The following is a 17,530-nucleotide window of genomic DNA, read 5'->3' on the forward strand; positions in this document are numbered from 1 at the left end:
GCGAGCGAGCCATGCAACGCCTGATGCTGTTGAGTCTTGTCCTTGTCCACCTGTACGCGGGCGCCGCGCCGCCCGGCGCGATTGTGCTATGGCCCGGCGCGCCGCCCGGCGGCGCGGCGCCGGGCCCGCAGCGCGACAGCGCCAAGGGCTCCATCACGCAGGTTGATCAGCCTTACCTGATCGCCCACCGCCCGGCACAGCCGAACGGCATGGCCATCCTGCTTGTCAGCGGCGGCGGCTATGCGCATATCGAGGCGGGCAAGGAGAGCGGCCCGGCCGCCAACTGGCTGCAGGCGCAGGGCATCACGGCGTTTGAGCTTGTGTACCGCTTGCCGCAGGAGGGCGGAGGCGTCAGCGCGCCGTTCCAGGATGGCCAGCGCGCCATGCGCGTGATCCGCGCGCGGGCGGCCGAATGGGGCATCGATCCGGCGCGCATCGGCATGCTCGGTTTTTCCGCCGGCGGGCACCTGGCCGGCATGACGGCCGTGCAGCCTGACGCTTCCCGCTACGCGCCCGTCGACGCCATGGATGGCGTCTCCGCGCGGCCCGACTTTGCCGTGCTGCTGTACCCCGTGCTGACCATGCAAGCGCCATTTGACACGACGCACGCGAAGAAGCAGTTGCTGGGCGCCGATCCCACGCAGGCGGCGCGCGACGCCTTGTCGGTGGAGCTGCATGTCGATGCGCGCACGCCGCCCGCTTTCATCGCGCATGCGCTGGACGATCCCATTTCCCCGCCCGAGAACAGCCGGCTGATGGCAGCAGCCCTGCGCCGCGCAGGCGTGCCCGTCGAGCTGCATTTATTCCAGCACGGCGGCCATGGCTGGGGCCTGGGCAAGCCGGGCAGCGAGCCGGCCGCCTGGCCGCAGCTGCTGCTGGCGTGGCTGCGGGCGCATGGCTGGATGGCTCAGCCGGCAGGCTGAGCTTCCAGGTCGCGCCGCGCCGCATCCAGCGCCGCCTGGAGCTGCGGCAGGAACTGCTCCACGTTATCGAGCTGGCCGTTCGATGCCAGGGTTTCCATCTGGTGGCACAGGCCGTGCAGGGTAGGGCGGCTCAGGTAGCCGGCGCTGCCCTTCAAGGCGTGGAAGGCGGCAGCGGCAGCGCTGGCGTTGCCGTCGCGCACGGCGTGGCAGGCCAGGTCCAGGCGCCGCGGCGCTTCCGTCAGGAACGCTTGCGCGATGCGCTGCAAGTGCTGCGGCGACAGGCCTGCCAGCGGCAGGATGTGCACGGGCGCCGTCATGGGATCGGCCGGCGCCGGTGGCTCGTCGGCGGCGCCTTCCAGACCGAACTGGCGCGCCAGGGCGTCGTCTTCGGTGGGCGTGGCAGGCGGCAGCGCGTGACCGCGCGCCAGCAGCAGGTCGATGATGGCGTCGATTTTCTCGAACAGCAGCGCTTCGTCGACCGGCTTGCTGAGGAAGTCGTCCATGCCGGCTGCCAGGTAGCGTTGCCGGTCATGTTCGCTGGCGTTGGCCGTCAGCGCGAGGATGGGGATGTGCGCGTCGGGAATGGGGAATTGGGCGTTGCCGCCGTCGCGGATCAGGCGCGCGGCCTGTTCGCCATCCATCTGCGGCATGCGGCCATCCATCAGCACGCAATCGTAGGCGCCGGATCCCAGCGCGCGCAGCGCCTGCTCGCCGTTTTCCACGATGGTCACGTCATGTCCCATGCCTTCCAGAAGGGTGCCGATGATGATCTGGTTGGTGCGCACGTCTTCGGCGCACAGGATGCGCAGGCGGCAGGCGTGGCGCGCGTGGCGTGCGGGCCGGCGCGCGTCGGCCGCCGGCGCGCTGCCGTCTTGCAGCGGCAAGGTGAAATGGAAGCGCGAGCCGATGCCGACGCGGCTTTCCACGCCGATGGTGCCACCCATCAGTTCGACCAGTTCCTTGCAGATGGCCAGGCCCAGGCCCGTGCCGCCGTAGCGGCGCGTGGTGGAATGGTCGGCCTGCTCGAATTTCTGGAACAAGCGGGGCAAGGTGTCCGCGTCGATGCCGGGACCCGTATCGCTGATGATGAATTCGATGGCGCTGCGGCCATCGTGGCGCGGCGGCGTGCGGGCGCGCCGCACTTCCAGCAGCACTTCGCCATTGGCCGTGAATTTCAGCGCGTTCCCCAGCAGGTTGATGAGGATTTGCCGCAGGCGCGTGGGGTCCGCGCGCACGTAGCGCGGCAGGTCCAGCGCCAGTTCGCGGCGCAGCAGCAGGCTTTTCGCATCGGCCTGGCCCTGCACGATGCCGGCCGCGTCGCCGATCAGCGCCAGCAGGTCGAAGTCCACGGTTTCCAGGGTCAGCTTGCCCGCGTCGATCTTCGAGAAATCGAGGATGTCGTTGAGGATGGTCAAGAGCGACACGCCATTGTGCAGGCCGATGCGCAGGTATTCCTGCGTACGGCCACGTACGGACTGGTCGCGCAGGGCGAATTTCAGCATGCCGATGACTCCGGCCAGCGGCGTGCGGATGTCGTGGCTCATGGCGGACAGAAAATCGATGCGGTGGCGGCTGACCACTTCCGCGTGTTCCTTGGCCTTCAGCAGGGCGTCGTTGCTGAGGGTGAGCGCCAAAGTCCGTTCCTGCACGCGCTGTTCCAGGTTGTTGCGCAGCAGGCGGATCTGGTCGGCCAGGGCAAACGCCAGCAGCAAGCCGTCGAAGGTGCCGCCGAGCAGGGTCACCAGCTGGGCGTTGGCCACCATGGCGGGCATCAGGCCCAGGTTGGCCGGCAGGATCAGAAAGCCGGGCAGCATCAGGGCGACGAAGGCCAGCACGAAGAAGCGCGCCGGCTGGTAGCCGCGGCACCAGACGACGATGCCGCAGATGAGCGCCAGCAGCATCCAGATGCTGATGGCGATGGTGGCCAGGGTGTGGGCATACGACAGGGCGAAGAAGCAGCTGGGCAAGAGCAGCAAGGGCAGCACCAGGTTGACCTTGCTGATCCGGTACAGCAGGGGCGAGTAGTCGCGCAGGCGCAGGAAATGCGTGTAGAACAGGGTGCTGAAGACGGGCAGCAGGAAAAACGGCACGTAATGCAGCTGCAGCATGTGCCAGTCGAACAGGTCGGCAAAGACGTGGAAGGTCATGGCCCAGGCCAGGCCATAGGTCAGCACGTACAGCGCGTAATAGGCCGAGGCTTTTTCCAGGGTGATGGAAAAGATGAAGAAATTGAACAGGCCCAGCGCCAGCAGGGCGCCGATGGATGCCACCATCAGGAAGTTTTCCTTGCCCACCAGCTTGCGGTAATCCTGCTGCGTCTTCACGCCGAACATGGGCGCGCGCGCATAGTAGGGGCTGGAAAAGCGGATCAGGATGTCATATGTGGCGCCCGGCGCCAGCTGCACGTTCCTGCCGTAGTGCAGCAGATATTCGTGCGGACGCTGGTAGCCCGTCAGCAGGGTCTGCGGCGCCGTCTGTGGCCCGGGGCCATACACGTGCAGATCGACCAGGTCGATCAGGGTATCGTTCGGGTCGATGACCCAGGCTGCTACGCTGCTGTCGTTGCGCACTTGCGCATGCAGCCAGTAGGCGCCGCCGAACAGGTCGACCTGTTCGGCCGGGCGCTGGCGCGCCAGCCAGGCGGGTAGGGCGGCCGCATCGGCAGGTGCGGCCTCACTTCCGGCGAGAAACAGTTGCCCACCGTTGCCCAGGTGCTGGATGCCTTGTTTGTTCAGGGGCAAGGGTGTCGCCTGCGCCGCACCCGCCAGGCCCAGCAGGCTGATCAGCAAGCTGAACAGAAGCGGCCAGCCGCATAGCCAGGCGCTGACGCGGGAGCTGGAAGCGCGGTGGCTGGATGGGGGCGGGTGGGCTGGCATCGATGGGTTTGGTGATGGTCGCGCGGGAAATGGCGGCAACGCCGTTTGCTGTGGAGTACCCATTTTAATCGACTCTCGGTGGCACACGGGCAATTTCATGTCCTGCCGGCATGGCGAGCGCTCCGGTATCATGGCGCCTTTTGCTTGCGAGATCTTCATGCTCAGTCCTGACCAGTTCCTGGCCTTCCTGGCCGCCGCCGTCGTCATTACCGCCAGTCCCGGCCCCGACAACCTGATGGTGCTGGGCGTCGGCATGTCGCGCGGGCGCCGCCAGGGCATGGCGTTCGGCCTCGGTTGCGCCCTCGGCTGCCTTACGCACACCGTGCTGGCGACCATCGGCGTGTCGGCCCTGCTGGCCGCCTCGCCCACCGCATTTACCCTGCTGAAAGTGGCTGGCGGCCTGTACCTCGTGTGGCTGGGCATCGGCGCCTTGCGCAGCCGTGGCGGCGCCAGGGTCGATGGCGCGGCGGCCTTGCCCGACGAGTCCTTGCTGCGCCTGTTCGGCAAGGGCTTGTTTGCCAACAGTATCAATCCGAAAGTCGTGCTGTTTTTCCTCTCGTTCCTGCCGCAGTTCATCGTTGCTGGCCAGGGCAATGCCAGCTGGCAGACGGCGCAGCTGGGCCTGGTCTTCACGGCGCAGGCTTGCGTGCTGTTCGGCCTGCTCGGCTATTTTTCCGGCGCCGTCGGCAAGTGGCTGAACCGCCGCCCGCGTGCCGGCCTGTGGCTGGACCGGGTGGCCGGCACCATCTTCATCGGCCTGGGCTTGCGCCTGATCTTGGCGCGCTGACGTCTTGCCGGGCGGTGATGCGGAACGCCAGTTCCATCTGATCCTGCACGGCCATGGCCCCGCCCAGGACGGCGAAGGGCACGATGCCGAAGTCGCTCTGTTTCAGCAGCAGGCTGCCGCTGGCTTGCAGGCGGCGTCCGTCGGCCGCTTGTTCGATCCGTACCGGCAGCTGCACCGTGCGCGTCACGCCATGCAGGGTGATGTCGGCCTCGAGCACTTCCTTGTTGCCCGTGCGCCGGGCGTCGATGCGCACCCACGGATAGCGTTCCGCCTCGAGCACGCGCACCAGCATGTTGTGGCGCGTGCCGGCGATGGCGTCGGCCGACGGCGTCGTCGTCAAGCCGGCCGCCTGGCGCAGGCTTTCTTCATCCACACTCATCTCGTCTAGCCGAAAGCGAAATTGTGCGCGTCCCGGCGCGGGCGCCACCACGCCCTGCAGGCTGCGGCTGGCGATCACGTGGTCATGTCCGAGCCGCGCTAGCGCGCCGCCGCGGCGCACGGTGATGGTCAGCAGGGATTCTTGCGGGACGATATGCAGCACCTGCACGCCCTGCTGTTGCCACGCTGGCGCTTGCATGGCTGGTGCCGGAACTGGCGCGGCTGGCAGCGAGGCGGCGGGCGGCGGCGCGAACGGGGTGCAGGCCGCGAGCAAGGCGCAGGCGCAGGCGCAGGCCAGCAGCGTGCGGCGGTGGGCGTGTGGCGTCAATGAGGACTCCTGGCAGTGGATGGCAACGGTGTGGCGCAGGGCGCAATGGGGCGATAGTAAGCGATCCGGGCACCGGCGCGATAGCAGGATCGTGTGCGCGGCCGTTTTGCAAGACCAATTCGGCCTTCTGGGTACCCTGTTTCGCAGGGCGGCATGCGTGAATAAAGTGAAATTGGTATTGAAGCAGGCGTTTGAGAATGAATGGGGGGCAGCGCAGGATCGAATGATGGAATACTGATAATGGAAGAGGAATGTGTATTGAAATAATTAGTGATAATCAGAATTAATAATTTCTTTTGAAAAACAAACTATGCCTTTGATAGTTTCGCATGATTATGTAAATGATAATTTAAATATTATGTCGAGCTAATCAGTATGCGGCAGAAAATAAAATGTCAGCGTAACTACACGATTAATTTGATGATTGTGTTGTGAAATATCAACGAGATAATTTAATTTCTTTGTTGGAAACAAAAAAGTCACTGTTGTCGTACGCTTGAACTGTTACTTGTTCATATAATCATGACAATTAAATGTCATTTTTATATGTATCTGTGCTGGCCGCAGTACACTTCTTAGCGAACAACATGATCAAAACACCACAGGAAACGGCAGGCCGTTCCGGCCGCCATGCAGCTTTTTCGTCCTCCGGGCGCTACACGGGGATGCTGGCCGCGATAGTCCGCCGCACCCGCTTGCCCCAGTTTTCCAAGTGTCATGTCGTTCCGCTGGCCCTGGCTTCCCTGCTGCTGGGCGCCGCCGCGCCCGCCAGTGCGCAAGTGCTGTGGGAGGATTACCGGGGCGTCGAGCGGGTGCCGGCCAATCCGCTCGCGCCCAATTACAACAATGGCTTCAACGCGGGCAGCGCTGGCCGGCTCGCCAGTTTGGCGGCGCTGGCCACCAATCCTCCCGCCAACGCGGCGCGCATGGGTACCTCGCCGCAGCTGGACTGGGCCAATGGCACGGCCGGCAATCCTGCGCAATTATGCAACCTCGACACACAGCAAACGTCGGCTGCCTGCCGGGCCTGGATCATGGGCCGGGTGATGTACACGCTGGTGGTCTTTCCACAGGCGGGAAATTACAAATTCAGCGTTGCGCATGATGATGACGTGAAAGTCGATTTCTCGACCCAGTATTCGACGAATTACCGCAATACCGTGTACAACGTGCCCGTGGGCAGCGTGGCCGAATATTCGAATAATGAAACGGATTTTCAGAATCTGGCCGGCAATTTCAATAGCGCCACGCCGGGCGGCTGTTATCTGGCCCGCGTCCTGTGGAATAACGTGGGCGGCATCAATTATTTGCACATGCGTTGGACGCGTCCTGACAATGTGACGGAAATTATTCCCGCAGCGCAATTGCGCGATCCCAGCCTGGCCAGTTCCTATGCCAATTGCACCAATAGCAAGGCCGACCTGGCCGTCGGCAAGGTGGGCCCGGCGCAGTTCTCTGTCGGCAAGCCCTTGAGCTATACCGTGAAAATCTGGAACCGCGGCCCGGCCCTCAGCACGGGCGCTGCCTTCAACGATATATTGCCAGCCAGCTTGAGCAATGTCAGCTGGACTTGCGCCGCCAGCGGCAGCGCTTCCTGCGGCACGAAAACCTCGGGTTCGGGCAGCAACAGCGTCGGTATTACCTTGGGTAATTTGCCTGTGAATGCGGCCGTCAGCGACCCCGCCACGGGTTCTTATCTGACCGTGACGATCACGGCCACGCCGGGCGACGCCGCCAGCATCGTGAATACGGCCAATGTGATCGTCTCGCCCAATGAAACGGATAGCGATCTCAGCAACAACAGCAGCAGCACCACGGCCACGGTCAGGACGAATACCTTGACGGTGCTCAAGGTGCTGGCGCCCGCCGGCGACAGCGGTCTGTTCATCATGAATGCCAACGGTACGGCTGGCGCGCAGGGCGGCAACGGCGCCACGGCCAGCGCCGTAGTGCGAGTTGGCAACCTCGCGACGTTCGCGGAAAGCGCGGGCACGGCCACCATCCTGGCCCAGTACCAGAGCAGCTACAGCTGCGCGCGCACGGATACGGCAGCCGTCATTTCCAGCGGCGCTGCCAGCGCGGGCAACCTCACCATGCCGGAAGCCCCCGTCACGTGTACCATCAGCAATCGCCGCCTGCAGGCGGACATGCAGGCGGTCACCACCGTGCCGCCCGGCCCCTACAATGCGGGCAGCGCCATCACCGTCACGGGCGTGTGCACGAATAACGGCCCCGACAACGCGGCCGCGCCCACCTGCGTGATGAGCGGCTTGCCGGCCGGCGCCACGCCCAGCTGCAGCGCGCCCGTGTCGCCCTTCATTCCCGGCTCGCGCATCAATTGCAGTTCGACCTTCAACCTGCCCGCCAGCGGCAGCCTGACGATCACCACGACGGCCGGCTCGACTACGCTGGACCCGATCCCCGCGAATAACGTCGACAGCGAGCCGCTGGGCATCGTCAGCCCGCTCGTGCGCGTGCAGAAAACCGTCGACAAGGCGGCCGCCACGGTGGGCGACACCGTGCAGTGGACCTTGAGCGCCGCTAACACGGGCACGGGCGCCACCACGGCGGCCCTGACCCTCGCCGATACCCTGCCGGCCAACCTGGCCAGCATCGTCGTCACGCCCACGGCGCCCACCACCTGCGCGGCGCTGGCCGGCAACACGCTCACCTGCACGGTACCGTCCGGCCTGGCGCCGGGCGCCAGCGCCCAGGTGATCGTCAGCGCCAGCCCCACGGCGGCAGGCAATTTCATCAACAGCGTGCTGCCGTCGGGAGGCAACGGCGCCGGCTGCGTCACGCCGGCCGCCTGCCAGACGACGACCGTCGTCAGCAAGCCGCTGGTCGACGTGACCACGACACTGAACGGTTTCCCCGGCACCTCGAACGCGGGCGATGTCATCGCTGGCATCGTGACCTATGCCAACCTGGGACCGGGCGCGGCCGAAGGCGTGACGTACAGCCTGCAACTGGCCACAGGCCTGGCCGGGGTGTCGGTCACTGGCGTGAGCGGCACGTATGACGCGGGTACCGGCCTGATCACGTTCACGGGCTTGCCCGCGACCCTGGCGCCGGGACAGAGCGTCAGTTTCAACCTGTCGTATACCCAGCCGGGCAGCAATATTTCCTCGGTAACCAGCATCATCGCCACCACTTCCACCGAGGTGGCGAACGATTATCCGAACACGGCCACGGTGACGGTGCCGGGACCGAACGTGCGCGTCACCAAGACGGCCGACAAGGCCACGGCCAACGTGGGTGAGAATATCGTCTGGACGATCACGGCCAGCAATACGGGCAATGTCGCCAACCAGGGCGTCGTCAGCCTCGCCGATTTGCTGCCGCCGAACCTGGTGGTGACCAGCGTGGTGGCCGCACCGGGCGTGACGTGCCCGCCGCTGGCCAGCTGGGTGGCGTCGAGCACGCAGACGTGTACGGTCGCTGCCGGCCAGCTGGCTGCCCTGAATGGCAGCCGCACGGTCATCATCACCGCACACGCCACGGCCGCTGGCAGCCTGTCGAACCGCATCATGCCCAGCGGTCCGGACAACCCGGCTTGCAGCTCGGCCAGCGTATGCCAGACGACGAGCACCATCACCAGTCCGAAAGTGGCGGTGAAGAAAACCGTTGACCATGCCAGCGTGAATATCGGCGCGTCCCTGAGCTGGAGCGTCGTGGTGACGAACAGCGGCGATGGGGTGAGTACCGCGCCCATCACCCTGACCGATACCTTGCCGGCCAATCTGGCGAGCCTGAACGTGGCGCTCGTCGGCAGCGCCACCTGCGCCGTGCCAGCGGGTAATATCCTCACCTGCACGGTGCCAGCCGGCCTGGCCGCGAACGGCGGCATTGGCGGCTTTACCGTCACGGCCCAGCCCACGGCTGCCGGCACCTATGCCAATACCGTCGTGCCGTCCGGTCCCGACAACCCGACGTGCGCCACGGCCGGCGATTGCGCCACCACCAGCACGGTGACCAGCCCCAGCGTGGCCGTGACGAAAAGCGTCGACAAGACCACCGTCAACCTGGGCGACACCATCACCTGGACCTTGAAAGCGCGCAATAACGGCAGCGGTCCGACGAACGCGGTCATTACCTTGACGGACAGCTTGCCCGCCAATGTGGGCGCGCTGCAAATATTGCCCGTTGCGCCAGCATCATGCGGCGTGCCGGTCGGCACCACGCTCACGTGCAGCGTGCCGGCTGGCCTGGCCGCCAACACGGAAGCGAGCATCGTCGTGAAAGCCGTGGCCAATGCGCCGGGCACGGTGGCCAACAGCCTCGCGCCGTCCGGCCCCGACAATCCGGCCTGCGCCACGCCGGGCGTGTGCCAGACAACGACGACCGTCACCAGCCCGAACGTGAGCGTGAAGAAAACCGTCGACAAGGCCACGGTCAACGTGGGCGAAACGATCACCTGGACCTTGAATGTCAGCAATAGCGGCACGGGCGCCAGCACGGGCGCGGTGACCTTGAACGATACCTTGCCGGCCGGCTTGACGAATGTCGTCGTCAGCCCGCAGTCGCCCGCCACCTGCACCCCGCTGGCCGGCGCTACCCTGACGTGCAGCGTGCCGGCCGGCCTGGCCGCCGGCGCTTCCGCCAAGGTGTTCGTGAGCGCCACGGCCACCCTGGCCGGCGCCGCCGTCAACAGCGTGGTGCCGGGCGGTCCCGATAACCCGGCCTGCGTGCAGCCCGGCGATTGCGGCACCACCACCACGGTGGTCAAGCTGCTGGTCGACGTCACCACCACCCTGAATAATTTCCCGCCGAATACGCTGGCGGGCGACAGCATTTCCGGCACCGTCACCTACGCCAACGTGGGACCGGGCCCGGCCGAAGGCGTGACGTACACCCTGCAGCTGACGCCGGGCCTGGCCAACGTCACCTTGACGGGCGCCGTGGGCAGCTACAATCCCGCCACGGGCGTCGTGACCCTCAGCGGCTTGCCTGCGACCCTGGCGAATGGCCAGAGCACGAGCTTCAATGTCGGCTATACGCAGCCGGCCGACAACCTGTCGACGGTGACGTCGACGATCGCCACCACCTCGGTGGAAGTGGCGAACGACTTGCCGAACACGGCCATGGCGACCGTGCCCGGTCCCATCATCCGCGTGACGAAACTGGCCGACAAGACGACGGCCAACGTGGGCGAGACGGTGACGTGGACCATCACGGCGACGAACACGGGCAGCCTGGGCAACCTGGGCGTGGTGACCCTGACGGATATCCTGCCGGCCAACGTGACGGTACTGGCCGTGACGCCGGGCGCTGGCGTGACGTGTCCGCCGCTGGCCAGCTGGCTGGCCAACAGCGCGCAAGCGTGCACCATCGCCCCCGGCCAATTGGCCGCCGTGAATGGCAGTCGCAGCATCACCATCAGCGCCACGGGAACGGCAGGCGGCAGCCTGGGCAATAAAGTGCTGCCGAGCGGACCGGACAATCCTGCCTGCGCGCAGGCCGCCTCGTGCCAGACCACGACTACCATCCTCAGTCCGCAGGTGGCCGTGCGCAAGACCGTCGACAAGAGCAGCATCAATGTCGGCGACGCGCTGACGTGGACCATTGCCGTGGCGAACACGGGCACGGGTGCGACGCGCGGCGTCATCACCCTGACCGATACCTTGCCCGCCAACCTGACCTTATGGCAGGTCTTGCCATCGGCGCCGGCCACCTGCGCCGTGCCGAATGGCAACCAGCTGGTGTGCGCGATTCCCGCCGGCATGGCCGCAGGTTCCACCTTGAATATCATCGTCAAGGGCCTGGCCACGGCGGCCGGCGCCTTCTTCAATACGGTGGTGCCGAGCGGTCCGGACAACCCGGCCTGTCTGCAGCCCGGCGATTGCAGCACCACCAGCACGGCCGTGAAACTGCTGGTCGACGTGACCACCACCCTGAACGGCTTCCCCGGCAGCACGCACGCCGGCGACACGATTGCCGGCACGGTGACCTTCAGCAATATCGGTCCCGGCGCGGCCGAAGGCGTGAGCTACAGCCTGCAGCTGGCGCCCGGCCTTGCCGGCGTCACCTTGAATGGCGTGACAGGCAACTATAATGCAGGGTCGGGCCTGGTGACGTTCACCGGCGTACCCGCGACCCTGGCGCTGGGGCAGGGCTTCAGCTTCCAGCTTGGCTACACCCAGCCGGCCAGCAATCTGTCGACCGTGGTCAGCCGCATCGCCACGACATCGACGGAAGTGGCGAATGACCAGCCGAACGTGGCGACCGTCACCATGCCTGGTTCCATCATCCGCGTCAGCAAGACGGCCAACAAGGCCGTGGCGAACGTGAACGAGGAAATCATCTGGACGATTACGGCCAGCAACACGGGCAGCCTGGCCAACCAGGGCGCCGTGGTGCTGACGGACTTGCTGCCGCCAAATATTGTCATCACGGCAGTGACGCCGGACAGCGGCGTGACGTGTCCGCCGCTGGCCAGCTGGGTCGCCAACAGCAGCCAGAGCTGCAGCGTGGCTATCGGCCAGCTGGCGGCGGGCAATGGCCAACGCCAGATCGTGCTGACCGGCAAGGCCAGCGCGGGCGGCAGCCTGGCCAACCAGCTGATGCCGAGCGGTCCGGACAATCCGGCCTGCTTCCAGGCCAGCAGTTGCCAGACCAATACCACCATCACCAGCCCGGCTCTGGCGCTGAAGAAGACCGTCGACAAGATTGCGCTGAATATCGGCGATAGCCTGAGCTGGAGCATCACCCTGGCCAACACGGGCACGGGTGCCAGCACGGCCGTTGCCACCGTAACGGACACCTTGCCGGCCGGCCTGGCGGATATCGTCGTCACGCCCGCCGCGCCCGTCACCTGCGCGCCGCTGGCTGGCAATATCCTGACGTGCAGCGTGCCGGCCGGCCTGGCCGCAGGCAGTGCCGCCACGCTGCAAGTGACGGCGCGCGCCGTCGCCGCCGGCAGTCTGGCCAATAGCGTCAGCGTCAGCGGTCCGGATACCCCCGTTTGCCTGCAGGCGGGCGATTGCGGCACCACCAGCACGGTCAGTTCGCCCCTGTTAACGGCGAGCAAAACCGTCGACAAGACCGTGGCCAACGTGGGCGACACCCTGATATGGAGCCTGAGCTTGCGCAATACCGGCACGGGGCCCAGCACGGCCATCGCTACCCTCAGCGATACCTTGCCTGCGGGCCTGGCGAACGTGCTGGTCACGCCGGTGGCGCCCGTCACTTGCGCCGTACCGGTGGGCAATGTCGTCACGTGCAGCGTGCCGGCCGGCCTGGCCGCAGGCAGCGCCGCCAGCGTCAAGCTGAGCGCCACGGCCACCGCATCAGGCAGCCTTGTCAACGCGCTGGTACCCGGCGGGCCGGACAATCCCGCCTGCGCCGTTCCCGGCGATTGCCAGACCACCACGGTGGTGTCGAAACTGCTGGTCGACGTGACCACGACCTTGAACGGCTTCCCCGCCAGCAGCAATGCGGGCGACGCCATCCGTGGCGTGGTGACCTTTGCCAATACGGGGCCGGGCGTGGCGGAAAATGTTACTTACAGCCTGCAGCTGGAAACGGGCCTGGCCGGCGTATCGCTCAGCGCCATCAGCGGCGCGCCCGGCATCAGCGGCGCCTACAACAGCAGCACGGGCCTGTTCGTGCTGAGCGGCTTGCCGGCCACCCTGATCGCGGGGCAGAGCGCCAGTTTCAACCTGTTCTACACCCAGCCGGCCAGCAACAGTTCGCGCATCAGCAGCGTGGTGGGCACCAGTTCCACGGAAATCGTCAATGACTTGCCGAACACGGCGACGACGAATTTGCCAGGCCCCGTGATCCGCGCCAGCAAGACGGTCGATAAAGTGAACGCAGCTGTGGGCGATATCCTGACCTGGACCATCACGGCGGTCAACACGGGCAACTTGCCGAATCAAAACCCGGTCGTCGTCAGCGACGTGCTGCCCGCCAACATCGTCATCGTCAGCGTGACGCCCGATGCGGGCGTCACGTGTCCGCCGGCGGCCAGCTGGACGCCGGGCAGCGTGCAGGCGTGCACGGTGGCGGCAGGTCAATTGGCCGCCAGCAATGGCAGCCGCAAGATCGTCGTCACGGGCCGTGGATCGGTGGGCGGCAACCTGTCGAACCGCGTCGTGCCCTCCGGCGGCGACAATCCCGCCTGCGACACTGCCAGCGCCTGCCAAGCCACGAGTACCCTGGTGGCGCCGCAAGTCGCGGTGCGCAAGAGCGTCGACAAGAGCAGCGCCAACGTGGGCGACTTGCTGACCTGGACCATTACCGCCAGCAATGGCGGCACGGGCGCGACCAAGTCCGCCATCGTGCTGACCGACAACTTGCCAGCCGGCGTCAGCGGCGTACAGGTGTTGTCGACGCAACTGGCCACCTGCGCGCCAGTGGCCGGCAATATCGTCACCTGCAGCGTGACGGCTGGGCTGGCGCCAGGTGGACAGGCGCAAGTCGTGCTGCGCGCCACAATAAGCGCCGCCGGCGTGCTGCAAAACACGGTGTTGCCTGCCGGTCCCGACAACCCCGTGTGTATCCAGGCGGCCGATTGCACTACCAGCACCACGGCCATCAAACTGCTGGTCGACGTGACGACCACCTTGAACGGTTTCCCCGGCGCCACCAATGCGGGCGACCAGATCAACGGCATCGTGACCTTCAGCAATGCGGGCCCTGGCACCGCCGAGAACGTGACGTACAACCTGAAACTGGCGCAGGGCCTGATGGGGGTGACCTTGAGCGGCGCCGTGGGCAACTATGACGCCGTCAGCGGCATGCTGACGGTACAGGGTTTGCCGTCCAGCCTGGCGCTGAACGACGTGCACAGCTTTGGCCTGTCCTATATCCAGCCGGCCAGCAATGTGTCGACCATTGTCAGCATCATCGCCACCAGTTCCACGGAAGTGGCGAACGACTTGCCGAATACGGCAACGGTGACCATGCCGGGTCCCGTGATCCGCGTCACGAAGAGCACCAGCACGGTCAACGCCAACGTGGGCGACAGCATCGTCTGGACCATCACGGCCGTCAACAGCGGCGGCGTGGCCAACGCGGGCATCGTGACCCTGGCCGATATCCTGCCGGCGAATATCTCCGTGCTGGCCGTCAATGCCGACGCCGGCGTGACGTGTCCGCCGCTGGCCAGCTGGGTCGCGAACAGCGTGCAAAGCTGCCGCATTGCGGCGGGTCAATTGGCAGCCGTGAATGGCGCGCGCAGCGTGCGCGTGACGGCCACCGGCACCCTGGAAGGCAATCTGTCGAACCGTGTCATGCCGAGCGGTCCGGACAATCCGGCCTGCGCGCAGGCCAGCAGCTGCGAATCGAGCGTGGTGCTGACGGGGCCGAAAGTGGCCGTCAAGAAAATCGCCAACCGCGCGGCCGCCAACGTGGGCGAGACCGTGGTGTGGACGATCAGCGCCACCAACTCGGGCAGTGGTCCCACGCGCGCCGCCATGATCCTGGTCGATACCTTGCCGGCCGGCTTGACGAATGTGGTGGTGACGCCGCTGCGCGCCACCTGCGCGCCCGTGGCCGGCAATGTGCTCACCTGCAGCGTGCCTGCCGGCCTGATCGGCAATGGCGGCGAAGCCAGCGTGGAAGTGTCGGCCACCGTCACCCAGGCAGGCAGCGCGCGCAACAGCGTCGTGCCATCGGGGCCCGATGCGCCGCTGTGCCTGACCCCAGGCGATTGCCAGACCAGCACCAATGTCACCAGCCCCAGCGTGATGGTGAAGAAAGTGGCGGACAAGGCCAACGCCAGCATCGGCGACACCGTCAGTTGGACGATCACGGCCGCCAACGGTGGCAGCGGCGCCACCACGGCGGCCATCGTCCTGACGGATGACCTGGCTACCAGCCTGACGGACATCGCCGTCACGCCAGCGGCCCCCACCGTGTGCGCACCGCTGGCTGCAAATAAACTGGTCTGCACGGTGCCGGCCGGCCTGGCGCCCAATGCCGTGGCCGCCGTCACCGTCAGCGCGAAAGTGGCCGCCAGCGGCAGCTTGAGCAATACCATCGTGCCGACCGGCACGGACTTGCCGCGTTGCGCGCAAGCATCCGATTGCACGGCCGTCACGGAAGTGGCGAATCCGGCCATCGGCGCGGCGCTGGGCGTGGGCAAGGTGACCCAGCTGTCGGCCAAGGTCTTCAACGTGCCGTACACGGTGGTCGTCAAGAATGTGGGCAAGGGCACGGCATCGAACGTGCAGGCGCTCGACAGCCTGCGCGCCGCCTTCCCAGAGCCGGTGGCGTGCCGCATCGTCACGCCGCCTGCCGCTCCGGCCATCGGCGGCAGCAGGCAACTGGCCGTCAACCCGGGCTTCACGGGCGGTTGCGGCGGCAGCGATCTGCGTTTGCTCAGCGGTGATGCGGCCCTGGCCGAAGGCGAACTGAGCGTCATTACTTTCACCGTGGAAATCACCGTGCAAGACAGCAGCGCGCCGCAGTACAACAACAGCGTGTTTGCCAGCGCCCTGGGCGGCAACATCGCCAACGGCGGCGGCAGCATCAGCGTGCCGCCGGCGCCGGCGGCAGGTGTCATCGCCGCCAATCCGGGCTACACGCCGCCGGCGGGCAGCCTGGTGTTTGACGCTTCCAACAATGGCGGCGGCCATGCGGGCGCCGTGGCCACGGCCGCCGACGTGGCCGCACTGGCGGAAAAGGTCGACCCGAACCGCAACGGCAATGCGTCGGAAACCGTGGGCGGCGTGCCGTTCACGGGTGAAGACACGCCCACGCCCGTGGTCTTGCTGCGCCAGGTGGTCGATGTCATCAAGGCGGTTTCGGCCCAGCAGCAAGTCGATGCCAGCAAGTTCGAGATCAGCTACACGGTGCAGGCGGCCAACCGCTATCCTGCCGGTTACCCGACCTCGACCATGGTGCAGGTGGCGGAAAACCTGAGGGCCGTCTTCCCCACGGCCACCAGCGTCACCCTCAAGCCGGGCAGCCTGGCCGTCACGGCGCGGCCCGCCAGCGCCACGGCCTGCGTCGCCAATCCCGACTTCAACGGTGCCACCGTGTTTGGCTTGTTGAATGGCAAGGGTGACTTGCAGCCGCAGGAAAGCTGCAGCATCGGCTTCACCGTGCTGGTCGACTTCGGCAGCGTGGCGGCGATTCCCACGGTGCCGCAATTGAACCAGGTGTATGCGAGCACCATGTTCGGCACGGATGGCGGAGGCATGAACATCGGCCACAGCTACAGCGGCACGGGTACGTCGACGACGCCGGTGGCCCCCGCCAGCGTGCTGGCCCTGGCCAGTTCGGCCGATACCTTGCTGCTGCCGGCCACGCCCGGCGCGACGCCGCCGAGCTTTACGCCCGTGGTGTTCAACACGACGGACAAGCCGATGTTGTTGATCAGCAAGAGCGTCAACAAGACCCAAGCCGAGATCGGCGACAGCCTGCAATACACGATCGAGGTGAAGAACACGGGCGTGGCGACGGCATTCGGCGTCAGCGTGCTCGATAAACTGCCGGCCGGTTTCCGCTACATCGATGGCACCACCACGCGCAACAACGTGGTGCAACCCGATCCGTCCGGCAAGCCGGGGCCGCAGCTGAGCTTCAAGCTGGAATCCCTGGCGCCGAATGCCAGCGCCAGCTTCCGCTACCGCCTGCGCGTGGGCGTCGGTTCGCTGCAGGGCGACGGCGTCAATCGCGCCCAGGCAACGACCACCAACGGCCCGCCGTCGAACGAGGCGCGCGCGAAAGTGAAAGTCACGGGCGGCGTGTTCACCACGGATGCCTGCCTCGCCGGCAAGGTGTTTGTCGACTGCAACAACAACCACGTGCAGGACGGCGAGGAACTGGGCATTCCGGGCGTGCGCCTGTACATGGAAGATGGCACGAACTTCACCACGGACGTGGAAGGCAAGTACAGCTATTGCGGCATCACGCCGAACAGCCATGTGATCAAGGTCGATGGCGCGACCCTGCCACGTCTGAGCCGCATGATGGAAGCGTCGAACCGCAACCTCGGCGACCCGCACAGCCTGTTCCTCGATACCAAGAACGGCGAACTGCTGCGCGCCGACTTCATCGAGGGCTCGTGCTCGAATCCCGTGCTCGAGCAAGTCAAGGCGCGCCGTGCCCAGGGCGAAGTGCGCAGCGTGGAAAGGGAGGGCAGGGGACCGGGACTGAGTTTCAGCAGCCAGCCGGCCGCCGCACCGGCCCAGGCGACGGACAGCGCCAACCAGCCTGTCGTCGCGCCCCGCCTGGTCACGCCAGCCGATGGAGGCAGCCATGCGCAATAAGCCTCTTTTACCCTACT

The 17,530-nt window shown here is 66.2% G+C and carries 5 protein-coding genes; 3 read left to right on the forward strand and 2 right to left on the reverse strand.

Annotated elements, in window-relative coordinates; genetic code table 11:
• Positions 1-11 precede the first annotated feature (11 nt).
• The gene (locus JAB1_RS13450) at positions 12-923 is read left to right on the forward strand and encodes an alpha/beta hydrolase (RefSeq protein ID WP_070280247.1); all 912 of its coding nucleotides are present in this window, start codon (positions 12-14) and stop codon (positions 921-923) included.
• Here JAB1_RS13450 and JAB1_RS13455 read toward each other — a convergent pair.
• A complete protein-coding gene (locus JAB1_RS13455; protein WP_254672087.1) occupies positions 908-3,958 on the reverse strand; it encodes a hybrid sensor histidine kinase/response regulator in 3,051 nt (1,016 codons plus the stop codon). The genes JAB1_RS13450 and JAB1_RS13455 overlap by 16 nt on opposite strands.
• Here JAB1_RS13455 and JAB1_RS13460 point away from each other — a divergent pair.
• Complete coding sequence (locus JAB1_RS13460; protein WP_034779141.1) at positions 3,957-4,586, forward strand: LysE family translocator; 630 nt, start codon at positions 3,957-3,959, stop codon at positions 4,584-4,586. The genes JAB1_RS13455 and JAB1_RS13460 overlap by 2 nt on opposite strands.
• Here JAB1_RS13460 and JAB1_RS13465 read toward each other — a convergent pair.
• Entirely contained in the window at positions 4,549-5,292 is a 744-nt protein-coding gene (locus JAB1_RS13465) for a YceI family protein (protein WP_070280248.1), read from the reverse strand. The two genes, JAB1_RS13460 and JAB1_RS13465, sit on opposite strands and share 38 nt — an antisense overlap.
• A gap of 587 nt (positions 5,293-5,879) precedes the next feature.
• On the opposite strand from JAB1_RS13465, the gene JAB1_RS29580 reads away from it, so the two are divergent.
• Positions 5,880-17,513: a DUF11 domain-containing protein gene (locus JAB1_RS29580; protein ID WP_175445059.1), complete on the forward strand. Its 11,634-nt coding sequence runs from the start codon at positions 5,880-5,882 to the stop codon at positions 17,511-17,513.
• Positions 17,514-17,530: the final 17 nt, after the last annotated feature.

It is taken from the genome of Janthinobacterium sp. MP5059B, from assembly GCF_001758645.1.
In the GTDB taxonomy this organism is placed as follows: Bacteria; Pseudomonadota; Gammaproteobacteria; order Burkholderiales; family Burkholderiaceae_D; genus Janthinobacterium; species Janthinobacterium lividum.